The sequence below is a fragment of the Providencia sp. PROV236 genome (assembly GCF_033676985.1).
GTDB lineage: Bacteria > Pseudomonadota > Gammaproteobacteria > Enterobacterales > Enterobacteriaceae > Providencia > Providencia manganoxydans.
The window spans coordinates 3,574,694-3,590,717 of record NZ_CP096297.1; the positions used below are offsets into that span (position 1 = coordinate 3,574,694).

The 16,024-nt window shown below is 40.7% G+C and carries 14 protein-coding genes; 5 read left to right on the forward strand and 9 right to left on the reverse strand.

From position 1 onward, the window contains the following. Positions 1–2 precede the first annotated feature (2 nt). Entirely contained in the window at positions 3–380 is a 378-nt protein-coding gene (gene apaG, locus M1E96_RS16435; RefSeq protein ID WP_070928848.1) for a Co2+/Mg2+ efflux protein ApaG, read from the forward strand. A gap of 2 nt (positions 381–382) precedes the next feature. Then, the gene (apaH, locus tag M1E96_RS16440) at positions 383–1,210 is read left to right on the forward strand and encodes a bis(5'-nucleosyl)-tetraphosphatase (symmetrical) ApaH (protein WP_272580672.1); all 828 of its coding nucleotides are present in this window, start codon (positions 383–385) and stop codon (positions 1,208–1,210) included. A 167-nt stretch (positions 1,211–1,377) separates the two neighbouring features. On the opposite strand, the gene folA is transcribed toward apaH, so the two are convergent. After that, positions 1,378–1,881: a type 3 dihydrofolate reductase gene (gene folA / locus M1E96_RS16445; RefSeq protein ID WP_070928850.1), complete on the reverse strand. Its 504-nt coding sequence runs from the start codon at positions 1,879–1,881 to the stop codon at positions 1,378–1,380. 287 nt (positions 1,882–2,168) lie between these two features. Between folA and M1E96_RS16450 the strand changes: the two genes are divergently transcribed. Both M1E96_RS16450 and M1E96_RS16455 read left to right on the forward strand, forming a co-directional pair. Further along, the gene (locus M1E96_RS16450; protein WP_272580673.1) at positions 2,169–2,783 is read left to right on the forward strand and encodes a LysE family translocator; all 615 of its coding nucleotides are present in this window, start codon (positions 2,169–2,171) and stop codon (positions 2,781–2,783) included. A gap of 342 nt (positions 2,784–3,125) precedes the next feature. Then, positions 3,126–3,710, forward strand: coding sequence for a hypothetical protein (locus M1E96_RS16455; RefSeq protein WP_369427208.1), 585 nt, complete (start codon positions 3,126–3,128; stop codon positions 3,708–3,710). Positions 3,711–3,823: 113 nt separating this feature from the next. On the opposite strand, the gene ftsP is transcribed toward M1E96_RS16455, so the two are convergent. The 7 genes from ftsP to nudF form a co-directional block, all read right to left on the reverse strand. Then, positions 3,824–5,236, reverse strand: coding sequence for a cell division protein FtsP (gene ftsP, locus M1E96_RS16460; protein WP_272580675.1), 1,413 nt, complete (start codon positions 5,234–5,236; stop codon positions 3,824–3,826). Positions 5,237–5,638: 402 nt separating this feature from the next. Continuing rightward, complete coding sequence (locus M1E96_RS16465; protein ID WP_272580676.1) at positions 5,639–6,373, reverse strand: 1-acylglycerol-3-phosphate O-acyltransferase; 735 nt, start codon at positions 6,371–6,373, stop codon at positions 5,639–5,641. A gap of 52 nt (positions 6,374–6,425) precedes the next feature. Beyond that, on the reverse strand, positions 6,426–8,684 hold the full coding sequence (parC, locus tag M1E96_RS16470; protein ID WP_369427209.1) for a DNA topoisomerase IV subunit A: 2,259 nt from the start codon (positions 8,682–8,684) through the stop codon (positions 6,426–6,428). 39 nt (positions 8,685–8,723) lie between these two features. Beyond that, positions 8,724–10,619, reverse strand: a complete 1,896-nt coding sequence (gene parE, locus M1E96_RS16475) for a DNA topoisomerase IV subunit B (RefSeq protein ID WP_070928855.1) — start codon at positions 10,617–10,619, stop codon at positions 8,724–8,726. 96 nt (positions 10,620–10,715) lie between these two features. Further along, positions 10,716–11,303, reverse strand: coding sequence for an esterase YqiA (yqiA, locus tag M1E96_RS16480; RefSeq protein ID WP_272580678.1), 588 nt, complete (start codon positions 11,301–11,303; stop codon positions 10,716–10,718). After that, the gene (gene cpdA, locus M1E96_RS16485; protein WP_070928856.1) at positions 11,303–12,142 is read right to left on the reverse strand and encodes a 3',5'-cyclic-AMP phosphodiesterase; all 840 of its coding nucleotides are present in this window, start codon (positions 12,140–12,142) and stop codon (positions 11,303–11,305) included. Before cpdA ends, yqiA begins: the two co-directional genes overlap by 1 nt. 119 nt (positions 12,143–12,261) lie before the next feature. Continuing rightward, positions 12,262–12,900, reverse strand: coding sequence for an ADP-ribose diphosphatase (gene nudF / locus M1E96_RS16490; RefSeq protein WP_272580679.1), 639 nt, complete (start codon positions 12,898–12,900; stop codon positions 12,262–12,264). 455 nt (positions 12,901–13,355) lie between these two features. Between nudF and tolC the strand changes: the two genes are divergently transcribed. Beyond that, on the forward strand, positions 13,356–14,735 hold the full coding sequence (gene tolC, locus M1E96_RS16495) for an outer membrane channel protein TolC (RefSeq protein WP_070928857.1): 1,380 nt from the start codon (positions 13,356–13,358) through the stop codon (positions 14,733–14,735). 49 nt (positions 14,736–14,784) lie between these two features. Here the strand turns inward: tolC and M1E96_RS16500 are convergent. Beyond that, positions 14,785–15,995 (reverse strand): IS3 family transposase gene (locus M1E96_RS16500; protein WP_319069321.1). Its coding sequence is split into 2 segments (ribosomal slippage): positions 14,785–15,647 and positions 15,647–15,995, totalling 1,212 coding nucleotides; the frame shifts between segments, so codons are not numbered across the junction. Positions 15,996–16,024 lie beyond the last annotated feature (29 nt).

The following is a 16,024-nucleotide window of genomic DNA, read 5'->3' on the forward strand; positions in this document are numbered from 1 at the left end:
CTATGCTTAACGAACCGAATGTGAGCATCCAAGTACAGAGTGTCTATATTGTCAGCCAGTCTCAACCTGAGATAAATCGGTATGTTTTTGCTTATACCATATCTATTCGAAACTTAGGTAGAGAAGCCATTCAGTTAATGAGCCGTTATTGGCTCATCACTAACAGTGATGGTCATAAAACTGAAGTGCAAGGTGAAGGCGTCGTTGGCGAGCAGCCTATTATCCAGCCTGGATCCGTCTATCGTTATACGAGTGGCGCTATCTTAGAAACCCCGATGGGAACAATGGAAGGCTATTACGTCATGCTAAACGGCCGAGGGGAACACTTTCATGTTGATATCCCTGCATTCCGCCTTGCTTTACCTACTTTGATTAATTAATTATGTCTACATATCTTATTGGTGATGTGCACGGTTGTTATTACGAATTGCGTGCGTTGCTAGAACAAGTTAATTTTGAACCTGAAAAAGACACATTATGGCTCACGGGTGATCTTGTTGCCCGCGGCCCTGAATCATTACAAGTGCTTCGTTATGTTAAAAGCCTTGGTTCATCTGTACGTTTAGTACTCGGTAACCACGATCTGCATCTTTTGGGTATTTACTGCAAAATCAGTCGCAATAAACCTAAAGATCATCTTGATGAGTTACTCAATGCTCCCGATGCAGACGAATTAATTAATTGGCTGCGACGCCAGCCACTACTGCAAGTTGATGAAGAAAAGAAAATCATCATGGCCCATGCAGGAGTGACCCCACAGTGGGATCTGGATACAGCTCGCATGTGTGCACGAGAAGTTGAATCAGTTCTCTCTAGTGATGCTTACCCATTATTCATTGATGCCATGTATGGTGATATGCCCAATAATTGGTCTGAGAGCTTAATGGGACTGCCAAGACTACGCTTTAGCACTAATGCATTAACCCGTATGCGTTATTGCTTTCCTCATGGTCAACTCGATATGATTTGCAAAGAGAGTCCAGCCAAAGCGCCTTCTCCGTTAAAACCTTGGTTTGCCCTACCTAACCAATTACCTGATGGCTATGCTATCTTTTTTGGTCACTGGGCTTCGCTAGAAGGAAAATATACACCTGAAAATGTCTATGGATTAGATACAGGTTGCTGCTGGGGAGGAAACCTAACGTTATTTCATTGGGAATCTAAGCAATATTATCATCAGAAATCACGACAAAAGCGCCATAAAGATTAATTTATGTTTTTTAGGTCGATAAACTTATATTAAAACGTCTTATTTAAAAGTAATAAAAATAATTAACTCCATTAAGTTCATTTTTTTAATTACAATTTAAAGCGATAACATCCTAGGCTGATAATAAAAAACGGAGCAAGTTGCTCCGTTCTTAATTTTTATTAAGATTAAATTCTTTTGGTTAATATTTCGAAACAATAACCATGGGAATTATTTTCATCTGCCTCGTGATATTCTGTAAATACTGAATCCCATTCATCAGGTTCATAGATTGGGAAATGAGTATCACCAATCACTTCAGCATCAACATGCGTTAAATATAGCTTGCTTGCTAGAGGTAAAAACTGTTGATAAACCTTACCGCCACCAATCACGATGACTTCATGATCATCAGCGTCATCCCGTACCTGTTTCGCTGCTGCTAAAGCTTCTTCAACAGAAGAAACCCAGATAACATCATTATCTGTGCCAGGTCTACTACTTAAAACAATATTTACTCGCTGTGGAAGCGGACGTCCAATTGACTCATAAGTCACTCGTCCCATTATGACTGGTTTATTTAACGTATTACGTTTAAACCATGCTAAATCACCTGGTAAATTCCAAGGCATCGATTTTTCCATACCGATAACTTGGTCAATCGCCATCGCTGCGATTAAACTAATATTCATCTAGTCACCTTAGAGGCTAATATACAATTTTGTGCTCACTATACGTAAAGAGAAAAGCTTCGTCGACTAAATTTAATCTTCCTTAAAAAGCGATTATTAATTTATACTCATGTAGTGAGCAAACCGACTAAAAATAACATTTAAAAACAATTAGCTTTAGATACATTAACTAACTAGCTCTTCCCGCTAGACAAAAAGTTTTATGTTGTGAATAATTTTGACGAGCGCACAACACATAAATATAACCACCCTATTTCAAACTTGAAGTATAACGAGTAAGGACAATAATGTACGAAACCTCAATACTTATCGCAACCATTGCGACACTAGGTATGTTATCTCCAGGGCCTGATTTCTTTCTGATTATCAAAAATGCGGCTCGTTACCAGCGCTCCGCCGCTCTTATGACAGCAATGGGAGTAATTAGTGCCGTTGCCTTGCATATGTCCTACTGTGTTGCAGGATTAGCAGTACTTATCACAACAACACCTTGGCTATTTAATATTTTAAAATATGCAGGTGCCGCCTATTTGATTTGGATAGGTATAAAAAGCTTAATGCCAAACAAAGGGCAACAAATTGATTTAAACCACACCCAGCACGAAGTCGTCACATTTAAAAAAGCCTTTATGCAAGGGTTCTTATGCAACGTACTTAACCCAAAGGCGACGTTATTCTTTCTCGCCGTATTTACCCAAGTATTGAGTGTTGATTCAACTTTTGGTGAAAAGCTGTGGATTGCCTTTATTATTTGGGGATTAGCCGCTATTTACTGGCCATTATTGGTTTGCTTAATCCAAAGTGCCCCCGTTAGAAAAGGCTTAGCAAAAGTGCAAAAATATGTGGATAAAATACTGGGGGTCGTCCTAGTCGCTTTTGGGATCCGCGTTGCATTAAGCTAATTTCTATTCCCCAACGAGAGAATACATAGTCAATAAATCAGAAATCCGTGTTGCCTAAACGCTCATGGTAGTCAATACGGATTAAAGTCATAAACGTCATCACACTCTACATTGTAACCTTCTACGTTCTTCTCCAGTAACCAAAAGGACATTTTGATCATTATACAGATACAGTGTTTCACTTATTATAAGTTACTGCCTCACCCTAATCATTCACCATAGTTCAGCTCATTAAATGTAAGATTTCATTTAAACTAGCACCATTGTTAACACTATATAAAACACTACCATTACTATATAATCACAATAAAATAAGATTAAAATCCAAATATAGGACTTATTATGAGTGAAAACACTTCCTTTTGCGATGAAAATGAAATAAATAAGCTCTCTACTATTTTGTTAACAACAGCTGAACAAGCTGAGTGGCAATCCATGTTACAAAAAGCAATTAACCACCCAGATGAATTATTAGAAGATGACAAATACTCTAACTATTCTGCACTAGAAGATATTTTCGATGAGGATCAAGAAGAAGAAGACAAACTACGATTACTTTTTGATATTTTCTGTTATGCAAACAATATCGTTATTGATATTGACTGGCGTGGAGAAGAGGATGATGATCAACTAAGTTCGTTTTTAGCACAACGTCTGAATAAAATGAGTCCTTCATTTGAAACTCACGAAGTACACGCTAGAATGAATAAATACATTGAGACCAGTGAATTAGATAACCAACAATTTGATAGCTCAACTGACTATTTTGCTAATAAATTTAGTTTATTACAAAAAGTTATGGCTGAATATAATTATAAAATGGGTGTCTTACCTGTAGATTATGACTCATTTCCTATTTTTATTACTAGCCTTGAACACGCCCCTTTGTTTGAAGAGAGTAGTCTGATAGATTTCATTCCAAACTAAATTTTTTTCAGATACGGATTGGCTCTCTCAACTAATCGATGCTTCTAGGTGGCTATCTTTAATCATCCTTAATAGATAGCCACCTTCATAAATGAACCTGTCATACCATGAACTTAATCTTCTGGCGCAACAACCAATTGCCCCACCGATCCTAAATCCGCCTTCTCTAAATTGTGGCTATAGAACAAAAATGGGAAGTGATCATAAGATGGCTGCATCATTTGCACGAGCAATTCAGTTTTTCCATCGACCCAAACAGTATCTTTCCAACCAAAATCCTCCGCTGGAGTCTGCTGACCATTACGATTAATCACCTTGAAACGTACCCCTTCAATATGAAAAGATTGCGGCACATTACTGGTTACAGCCCAGCGTTCCCAAGCTCCTTGCTGGCTAGATAAATCAATACGACGGGTATCTTTCGTCGCATTATTGATCCCATACGGCTCATTCAAATGAATATCGCGATTACGGATAGAGGAAGTAATTTGCGTTTTGTCTTCCACTAACTGAGTCGGTAGGTCATCGGTCACCAATGACATAAGTCCTGTCGCTCTGATCGTTAACACGTTAGTTGATATCAAAGTTGATGATGGCTCGAATAAACTCTTCATTCTATCTATGAAGGAAGCGGATTCGCCCGCCGTAATGGTGACCTCTTCCGTTTTCGTCATATCAATCAAGACTTCACGACGTTCACCCGGAGCCAATGAGAGTTCAGGAATACTCACTGGTGCAGTTAATAACCCTTGATCTGACGCTATCATCGCAAATGGTCGCCCATCACTAATTTTCATCACATAACGTCGGGAGTTGGATGCATTCAATAAACGCAGACGGATCCAGCCACGAGAGACTTCAACATATGGGTCTTGAACGCCATTTACAATTAACGTATCCCCTAAAAAACCGTCTTCATTGGCTTGATATTCAGGCACACCAAAATTATCTAAACGTTTATCTTGGATAATGACAGGGAAGTCATCAACACCATAATGTTTTGGCAACCTGAGATTTTTGTTCGAATCATCTTCAATGATCCACATTCCTAATAAACCATTGTAGATTTGCGAGCCCATTTTTCCTTCAGTATTGGCATGGTACCAAAGGGTTGCTGCTGGCTGACGAATGGGGATCACCGGTGACCAGTCCGCACCTGAAGAAATAAGCCTTGCAGCTCCTCCCATCTGAGTACCCGGTACTTGTAAGCCACTAATCGTCATAGAAACAGGATCAGGTAATCTATTACTATAGATTAACTTGATATCATCACCATTCTTGACTTTCACTGTCGGGCCTGGGTAGGAGCCATTAACCCCCCAAACATCCGCAGAGTATTTTCCATCAAAAGACCAATGTATTTTTTGTAACGTCAAAAATAACGGCTGGCCAGATCGGGATTCTAATAATGGTGGAACTGGGAGTGGTATTTTACCGTTACCACTTGCTAGAGCACTGTTCGGTGTATTTACCAAACATAAAGCCAACCCAGCAATAAGCAGGGATCGGCACCGACTGAATGACATAAATTCTCCACTACATTAAAAACAGCAGCGTTTGTTATTATTAGAGTTGCTTAATAAAAGCCAATATATTTGTCATGTTCTAAGTCGCAGCACGTTACCTAGTGATAATCGTAACGCCTCGAATTATTTAGAGTACAAAATGGCAAATTTTAGGTGTAATAATATCGCGAAATCAGAGTAAACCCTAAAAATATCTATGCCGATAAACAAAATTTAATAGTCAAAAATGACAGCGCTGAACAATATTAGACAGGTAAATAGCAGGATCTCCCCCATTCATTCACTTTCGCTAAAAATGGGGGATACACTCGTCATACTTCAAGTTGCAGCGTTGTTGACGTCGTTCGCTTGTTGCCTCGCTGCACCTCGAATTATTTAGAGTATCAATAGAGGTAAAAAATATTAATTCTTTTGCTTATCCATTTCAGCAACTTCCGCATCAAGTTCTTTGATCTTTGCTTCCATTAGATCATGGCAATGTTGCGCGAGCTCCCTGACTTGATCGCGTGAATAATTTTTAGTGTCTATTGGCTCTAACATCTCAATAATAACGTGACCATTGTTCCAACGATTCAGTTTAATTCGCCCTTGCGTACTCGAAACACAAACAGGTACGATAGGTACACCAGCGGCGATTGCTGCATGAAATGCCCCTGTTTTGAAAGGTAATAATCCACGCCCACGACTACGCGTTCCTTCAGGGAACATCCACACTGAAATTTGATGTTTTTTAATTTGTTCGGCAACTTGTGAAATCGTGTTATGTGCTTTAGAACGGTTAGCCCTGTCGATTAAAATATTTCCGGTGATCCAATACAGAAAACCGAAAAAAGGGATTAACACTAGGCTCTTTTTACCTACAGTTACCGTTCTTGGTACAACACCATTTGACATTGTTACCATATCATAATTATTTTGATGGTTCCCAATATAGATACTCGGTCCATATTTCTTCGCTTTCTCAGGAACACGATTAACAATTTTAATACCAAATACGACCGATAAGCGGCCAAACATGTGACCAAATGTCATCACATGTTTTGGATTACGTGGGCTAAATAAACAATAAATCGCCCCACCAACACACACCAATATCGTATAAATAATCACAATAATGGTACGAATAAGCGCTAACATAGTGACCTCTGTTCCGTCTAAAAATAAGTAGTTTCTAGCTATTATCAATTAATTACTGTGCTGTATCAGCAGGTTCAACTTCGATACGTTCAATATTATGTAATCCTCGAGGTAATGAGGTACCTCGACGCCCGCGCTCTGCACGGTATTTCTGCAACTCTTCAGCCTTAAATTTAAGCTTCCGTTTACCGAAATATAACGTGATTGAAGATTGAGCTGGTAGCACTAATAACCAAACCAATAAGTCTTCACCACTAGCCGCTTGTGCGCCGGTGATATTGATAATTTTATTGCCTTTCCCTTTCGATAGCTGAGGTAAATCAGCAACAGGGAACATTAACATGCGCCCAGCCTTAGTAATGGCTAGTAACATGTCTTCCTGCTCATTATTAAGCTCTATCGGCGCTAAGATTTTGGCATTATCAGGCAAGTTAATCAGAGCTTTACCGGTTTTATTTTTCGTTACTAAATCATTAAATGTACAAATAAAACCATAACCTGCATCTGAGGCCATCAAGTATTTTTGCTCATCTTGAGCCATCAATACATGCTCAACAGTCGCTCCCGGTGGCAATGACAGACGACCTGTCAGTGGCTCTCCTTGGCTACGTGCAGAAGGTAATTCTAATGGATCAACCGAGTAGCTACGCCCAGTGGTATCAAGGAACACCGCTGGTTGGTTTGTCTTACCACGAGCAGCACCTTTGAAATTATCACCGGCCTTATAATTCAGATTCGATGGCTCGATATCATGACCTTTAGCACTGCGCACCCACCCCATTTCAGACAACACAACAGTGACAGGCTCTGAAGGTAAAATTTCATGTTCACTCAATGCCTTAGCTTCTTCACGTTCATGCAGTGGTGAACGACGATCATCGCCATATGCTTTCGCATCTGCCTGAATTTCTTTTTTGATCAAGTTATTCAGTTTACGCTCAGAGCCTAAAATACCTTGTAACTCATCACGTTCTTTCGCTAATTCGTCTTGCTCGCCACGAATTTTCATTTCTTCGAGTTTTGCTAAGTGACGTAATTTTAGCTCTAAGATGGCTTCAGCTTGCGTATCGGTGATAGCAAAACGTTCCATCAACACAGGCTTAGGCTCATCTTCAGTACGGATGATTTCAATCACTTCATCAATATTAAGATAAGCAATTAATAAACCATCTAGAATATGCAAACGTCTTAAGACTTTTTCTAAGCGGTGATTAAGGCGATTACGCACAGTTTGGCGACGATAAACGATCCATTCATTGAGTATTTCAACTAACCCTTTCACTGCCGGACGGTTATCAAGGCCAATCATGTTTAAGTTAACACGGTAACTTTTCTCAAGATCTGTTGTTGCAAACAAATGCGTCATCACTTGTTCGAGATCAACACGATTACTACGCGGTACAATCACTAAACGAGTTGGATTTTCGTGATCTGATTCATCGCGCAAATCATCAACCATTGGCAATTTTTTCGCTCGCATCTGGCTGGCGATTTGCTCTAACACTTTTGCACCAGACACTTGATGAGGCAGTGCAGTGATCACCGCATTGCCGTCTTCTTTTTCCCAAACGGCACGCATACGTACAGAACCGCGACCATTTTGATAAATTTTACGAATATCATCCTTCGAAGAAATAATTTCTGCTTCAGTTGGGTAATCAGGCCCCGGTACATATGCCATAATATCATCAAGTGATAACGTCGGTTTCTCCAACAAAGCCACGAGAGCTTGAGCCACTTCACGCGCATTGTGTGGAGGAATATCCGTTGCCATCCCAACAGCGATACCTGTTGTTCCATTCAGCAAAATATTCGGCAAACGTGCTGGCAACATTTTGGGTTCATTTAATGTGCCATCAAAGTTAGGGATCCAATCCACCGTTCCATGAGCAAGCTCACTCAATAAAACTTCAGCATACTTTGATAACCGCGATTCGGTATAACGCATCGCAGCAAAGGATTTAGGATCATCAGGTGCCCCCCAGTTCCCTTGACCGTCAACCAATGGATAACGATAAGAAAACGGCTGAGCCATCAAGACCATAGCTTCATAACATGCGATATCACCATGTGGGTGATATTTACCTAGCACATCACCCACAGTTCTAGCCGATTTTTTATACTTCGCGGTATTGCTTAAGCCTAATTCGGACATTGCATAAACAATACGACGCTGGACAGGCTTTAGCCCATCACCAATAAACGGTAACGCCCTATCCATGATGACGTACATCGAATAGTTAAGATAGGCACTCTCAGTAAAGGCGTGGAGGGGTAAGCGCTCTACGCCGTCATGAGTAATTTCACTCATTCAATACATTCCTTACTGTTTTTGATCGCGTGATGAAGACTAAACTTCAATTTCAGCCATATCGCCTTTTTCTTGCAGCCAATTACGGCGATCTTCTGAGCGTTTCTTCGCTAAAAGCATATCCATAACCGCTAACGTTTCTTGGTAGTTTTCATCATCAATAGTTAACTGCACAAGACGGCGTGTATTCGGATCCAACGTGGTTTCACGTAACTGAATTGGGTTCATCTCACCCAACCCTTTAAAACGTTGCACGTTTGGTTTGCCTCTTTTACGGCTGAGCCTTTCAAGTACGGCATTCTTTTCGCCTTCATCCAACGCATAGAAAGTCTCTTTCCCTAAATCAATGCGATAGAGTGGTGGCATTGCCATATAAACATGTCCTGCCTTCACTAATGCAGGGAAATGGCGCACAAATAATGCACATAATAACGTGGCAATATGCAACCCATCAGAGTCAGCATCGGCAAGGATACAGATCTTCCCATAACGCAGCTGGCTAAGATCTTCACTATCCGGATCCATACCAATTGCAACAGAGATATCATGTACTTCCTGTGAGGCTAGCACCTCATCGGAAGAAACCTCCCAAGTATTAAGAATTTTACCGCGCAGAGGCATGATTGCCTGATATTCACGGTCACGAGCCTGCTTTGCAGAGCCACCAGCAGAATCCCCTTCCACCAAAAATAACTCAGTCATACTCAGATCTTGCGAGCTACAATCGGCTAATTTCCCGGGTAAAGCTGGGCCGCTAGTCAGTTTTTTACGCACCACTTTTTTAGCGGCACGCATACGACGCTGGGCACTGGCAATTGCCATCTCAGCAAGCTGTTCAGCAACTTGAACGTTTTGGTTTAACCATAGGCTGAAAGCATCTTTAATGACACCAGAAACGAAAGCGGCACACTGCCGAGAAGATAGACGTTCTTTGGTTTGACCCGCAAATTGTGGGTCTTGCATTTTAACTGACAGCACATAAGCACAGCGCTCCCAGATATCATCAGCAGATAATTTTACCCCTCGAGGCAAAATATTGCGGAATTCACAGAACTCACGCATCGCATCAAGTAACCCTTGGCGTAGACCATTAACATGGGTACCACCCTGTGCTGTCGGGATCAAGTTAACATAGCTTTCAGTGAGCAGTTCTCCACCTTCAGGTAACCATAACAGCGCCCACTCGGCTGCTTCGGTATCGCCAGAAAACTCCCCCGTAAAAGGTTGCTCTGGTAACAGTTCTAAACCGTTAACCGCTTCCATCAAATAATCGGTTAACCCATCAGTGTAACACCAGCTTTGCTCTGTATTATTGAGTTGATCCTTAAACGTGATTTTCACGCCAGGACATAAAACCGCTTTCGCTTTTAAGTTATGGGCCAACCGAGAGACCGAAAAGCGTGGATTATCAAAATAGCTTTCATCGGGCCAAAAATGCACACTGGTCCCCGTATTGCGCTTACCACAGGTACCAATCACATGGAGATCTTCGACTTTATCGCCATTTTCAAAAGCTATTTGGTAAATTTGCCCATCACGGCGCACAGTAACTTCAATACGTTTAGATAAAGCATTAACAACGGAAATACCTACACCATGTAAACCACCAGAGAATTGATAGTTTTTATTGGAAAACTTACCACCCGCGTGCAATTGCCCTAATATCAGCTCCACCGCAGACACTTTCATTTCAGGGTGAATATCAACAGGCATTCCTCGCCCATCATCAACCACCTCAAGGGAGTGATCTGGGTGTAAAATAACCTCAATATGCCCTGCATGGCCTGCGAGTGCTTCATCGACGCTGTTATCAATAACTTCTTGTGCTAAATGGTTCGGCCGACTGGTGTCTGTATACATACCAGGACGGCGGCGAACAGGTTCCAAACCACTGAGGACTTCAATGGCCTCTGCGTTATAACTAGATTGAGTCATGTTGTCATTCTGCGGTAATAGGTGATTAATTGAACAAATTGAATCGTTCAATCCGTGATTTACTGTTGATAATAACAGTGTACATGGGTTTTGGCATTATTTCATTTCTTCTGCCAATCTCAGGAAATGGATTATCTGAGGAAAGTAAGCTTCGAAACCAACGAATGCATGGTTGCCATACGGTTCAACCGTTTGTTTGCATTTTGCCAAATAAGAAACGGCCTGACGATAATCAAGAACTTCATCACCTTCCTGCTGTAACAGCCAAATCAAATCAGGGGATGTTATTTGTGGTAGATGCAAAGCTTTCAGCTCATGCATATGTTTTGGTTCAAGAAAATATTTTTCATCAGTATATGGATTGGTGTTTTCACCCAAGTAATCTTGCAACAGATCAAACGGGCGCACGGCTGGGTTAACAACCACCGCAGGCAACTGAAAACGCTGTGAAAACCAAATAGAAAAATAGCCACCAAGTGATGATCCTACCAACCCTATCGGCTCGTCTTGATGCTGTACAATAATGTCTTCTAACATTACAGCGGCCTGCTGTGGATAGCAAGGCAACTGCGGCACCACCATATTAATATGTGGATAGTGTTCTTTGACCCACTGTTTTAATCCATTAGCTTTTGCAGATAAAGGTGAACTGTTAAAACCATGAATATAGAGCAGCGTCGCCATTAATAACCATCCGAATCCAGATCAGGGCTAAACTTTTGAGTATTCAAACGATAAACTTGTGTACTCACTTGCCGATCACCGTGTTCATCAACCGTTAATTCAAGATAACGCCAACCCGGCGCAACCGTATCTAATTCAAAATTTGTGCAGTGCGGTTTAAACTGAACACAAGTAGATGGCGTGGCTAGTAACCGAATTCCATTCCAATATTCATCCATTTCTTGATGAATATGACCACAAAGCATAGCCTTAACTTGTGGATAGCCTTTTAAATATTCAGCCAGCATATGGGAGTTACGTAAGCTATGTTGATCGAGCCATGTACAACCCGATGGTAAGGGATGATGATGCAGCATGATCAGCGTTGTTCGCTGCGGTTGACTATCTAAGCATTTTTTCATCCACTCAAGTTGCTGCTCAGACAGTTCGCCATGTGGGACATCTTGTAGCTGACTATCTAGCATCAAAATTTGCCATTCGCTACCAATAAGAATTTCTTTAGCGCAAGAAATGCCTGCAAGTTTTAAAGAATTAACCATCGCAGGTTGGTAATCGTGGTTGCCCGGCAGCCAAACGCAAGGCGCTGGTATTAATTCAATACCCTGAGCAAAGTGTTGATAAGCTTGTGGCGATTGATCTTGAACTAAATCCCCTGTAGCGACAATTAAATCAATAGGCAAATTTTGTTGTAAGATAGCATCAAGGACAGCGTGATAGCTTTGGTGCGTGTTAATCCCCAATAGGGTATTCGCTGTATCAGCAAAGAGATGCGTATCAGTAATTTGTAAAATTCTGACTACCTTCGCGTTCCGAGCAGTCACTTCGAGCTGGCTGTCCAAAAGTTTTCCTTGTTCCAATTAAAGATGAATAGCACTAAAGAAAAAAACACCGCTATTCTAACGTTAGTCGTTGGCCAATATCTGCTAAATAGCACACACTTCATTAGATTAATGATTATTTAAGACTGTTTCACCCATTTTTGTTGCAGTTTTTTATAATTTAGTTGCAACCATTGCAGCACAATTACGGTAGCTGCATTATCAATGATCCCTTGCTCAACCCACTGATAAGCCTGATCACGACTGACCACATGAACTCGGATATCCTCATTTTCTGATTTCAAACCGTGGATCCCTGATGCCTGAGTGCTATCCACTTCTCCGACATAGACATACATACGTTCTGATGTCCCCCCAGGGCTAGAGAGGTAGCTCAAGGCTTTTTCTGTACGGCCTATTTTTAAACCCGCCTCTTCATCAGCCTCACGATGAATAACATTTTCAACCGTTTCATTTGGCTCGATCATCCCAGCAATGGCTTCAAGTAGCCATGGTGTTTCACTGGTTTCGATCGCCGGTAATCTAATTTGCTCGATCAATACGACCTGATCGCTACTGGGATCATAGGGCAAAATAACCCCTGCGTGCCCGCGTTCAAAAACTTCACGAGTAATTTCTTGGCTCCAACCGCCTTCAAATAATCGATGGCGAAAACGGTATTCCACCATTTGAAAAAAACCGTTAAATAATTTACGCTTAGATATAATTTCTACATCATTTTTATTGTATTTAAATGGTTGTTTTGCGTTATTTGTCATAACAGTCTCCTAAACTGATGATTTCCATATTAAGGAAAAATTGTGGAATAAGACAGTTTTTAAGGTTTTTTGCTCTGAGATGAGTTAATGTTTAAACAAATTGAGACGAAATGGCACAAAACGCTACCGTTAACACAACCGATATTCTGTTACAATACGCGTCATTATTTAAATCGATGGGCAACAACAGAGTCTATTTTTGATAACTGTTTTTAGTGCTAATGATTTATTTTGACATAGGTTACTGTAATTGCCCTATTATCCGTCTTAATCTCAGATGGGCTATGCTCTAAATAATTCAAGGTACAGCGAGGCAATAAGTCAACGAGTCGCTAGGAGCGTACAAAAGTATGTGACGCGCGTAAGTGAACATAGGCAATAGCACTGTAACTTGAATTATGATGAGCATATAGGTAACAGACTCCACCTATTTGTTGTTTAATCAAGGAATCCAAATGAAGAAACTGCTTCCCCTTTTTATTGCGATGAGTTTTGTGGGTCTCAGTACAAATAGCTACGCAGAAGATCTCCTTCAGGTTTACCAAAAATCGAAAGAGAGCAACCCTGATTTAAGAAAATCGCTGGCAGAGCGCAACCAAGCTTTTGAAAAAATTAACGAAGCCCGTAGCCCATTGTTACCACAATTAGGTTTAGGTGCTGGCGTAACTTATGGTAGCGGTTACCGCGATGCAAGTAATACTGAAAGTAATGGCCTAAATGCCTCGTTGAAATTGACTCAGACGGTCTTTGACATGTCAAAATGGCGTCAATTGAACGTCCAAGAAAAAACCGCAGGTATCTCTGATGTCACTTATCAGACTAGCCAGCAACAACTGATTTTGGATACCGCTACTGCTTACTTCAATGTATTGAAAGCGATTGATGCGCTGTCTTATATCGAAGCAAACAAAGAAGCTGTTTATCGTCAATTAGATCAAACGACTCAACGTTTTAATGTTGGCTTAGTGGCAATCACTGACGTACAAAACGCCCGTGCTAACTATGATAGTGTTTTAGCGCAAGAAGTTGCAGGTCGTAATGATTTAGAAAATGCGGTTGAAAAGCTGCGTCAAGTCAGCGGTGTTTACTATAACCAATTAGCATCATTGAATATTGATCGTTTTAAAACTGTCAATCCTGATCAGGTTGAAGCGATCCTAAAAGAAGCTGAAGAGCGTAATCTTAGCTTGCTGAGTGCTCGTTTAGCACAAGATGTTTCTCGCGAAAATATCCGTTTAGCAGAAACTGGCCACATGCCGACGGTTAGCTTAGATGCTGCAACGAGCGTCACTAATAGCCACAACCATGGTAGCTCTCTTCCACCAACCACTGATCGTAATAGTTACACTGGTCAAAATAGTGTTGGCTTAACATTAAGCTTACCACTGTATAGTGGCGGTGCGGTGAGTTCACAGGTCGAACAGGCGCAATACGGTTTTCAAGGTGCAAGCGAGCAACTTGAAAGCGTCTACCGTAATGTGATCCAATTAGTACGTTCTTCTTACAATAACGTCTCTTCTTCTATCAGCAGTATCAATGCTTATAAACAAGTTGTGGTTTCTGCACAAAGCTCATTAGATGCGATGGAAGCGGGCTATCAAGTCGGAACTCGTACTATCGTTGACGTATTAACGGCAACAACAGCGTTATATCAGGCGAAACAAAACCTATCTAATGCTCGATATGATTATATGATTAATCAGCTCAATATTGAGTTTGCTCGCGGTACCCTCAACGAAGAAGATATCGCACGTTTAAATGCTAGCCTAGGTAAAGAAGTGTCTACAGCCTCTAGCAGCATCATCCGTAATATCGAAGCGCCAAAAATTAAATAATTGGCAATTTAAGGAGGGGTGACTAGTCCTGATATAGGTTGACAACTTTTCAGGTATAAAATGCTCGATGAACCTCATCGGGCGTTTTATAGTTTAATGATAAATGAGGTCGCCTTTCATTATAAATCTGTATTGATTCTTCAACCAACCTCCTAGCCTGTTCTAAATTTCTCGGCTTTATTAACAAATATTCCATTTTTAATATCCCATTGACTCGCTCTGCTAATGCATTTTGATAACAGTCATAGCCATCCGTCATAGAACATTGAATATTATGTTTTTTATGGATTTCCTGATATTCCGACGAACAGTATTGTAAGCCTCGATCTGAATGATGGATCAAGGTCGTGGTTGAACTTCGTTTTTTTAATGCTTGTACAAATGATTTCTTGACGGCTTTTGTTTTCATATTGTCATCAAGATGATAACCCACTATTTTTCGCGAATAAGCATCGGTGATCAGACTTAAATAAGTATCTCCTTCGTGTGTGGATAAATACGTAATATCAGCAACCCACAGTTGCTCCGGTTGTGAAGGGATAAACCCTGATTTAATTAAATTTGGATGTCGATGAAATCGATGATGACTCAATGTTGTTCGATGATATGACCGCTTATTAGGCACTAATAAGCGATGTTCTCTCAACAAAGAAAATAATCGGTCACGACCAATAATTAATTGTTTTTGTTTCAAAAGAAAGTGTAATTTTCTCACCCCAAGCCTAGGGTGAACTGTTCGCTCAGATTTCACAGCACAAACAATAATTGCATCTAATTTTTTCCGCTTATCAGACGTATCTTGACGTTTGTAATAGGCTTGCCGAGTGATTTTCATAAAACGACAAGCTTTGGTTACGGTGAGTTTTTCAACCGTTTTTTCCTTAATAACTCGGCTTTGCGCTTTTTTGAGAGGCGAACTCCAAAATCCCTATCCATCACTTTGACAACCGCCTCAAAAAAATCAGCTTTGAGCTGCATCTCCTCAAGCTCTTTTTCAAGGGCTTTAATGCGTTGTTCAGGTGTTTGTTGCTCCGAGGTTTGGTTCATAGCAGCACCTTTATAAAGAGTATTGGGCGTACCTTCCGACCAATCTAATCTACCATGCTTACGTAACCAAACCAAAACAGTTGAACGCCCCTGTATGCCATATCGATATTGAGCTTGTTTATAGGTGAGCTCGCCTTTTTCTACTTGGTCAACAACCGCCAGTTTAAAGGCAAGAGAATAATCACGTTGAGTTCGTTTACCTATTGGTTTCATTACACTCTCCAATTTTAGATTGGAAAAGT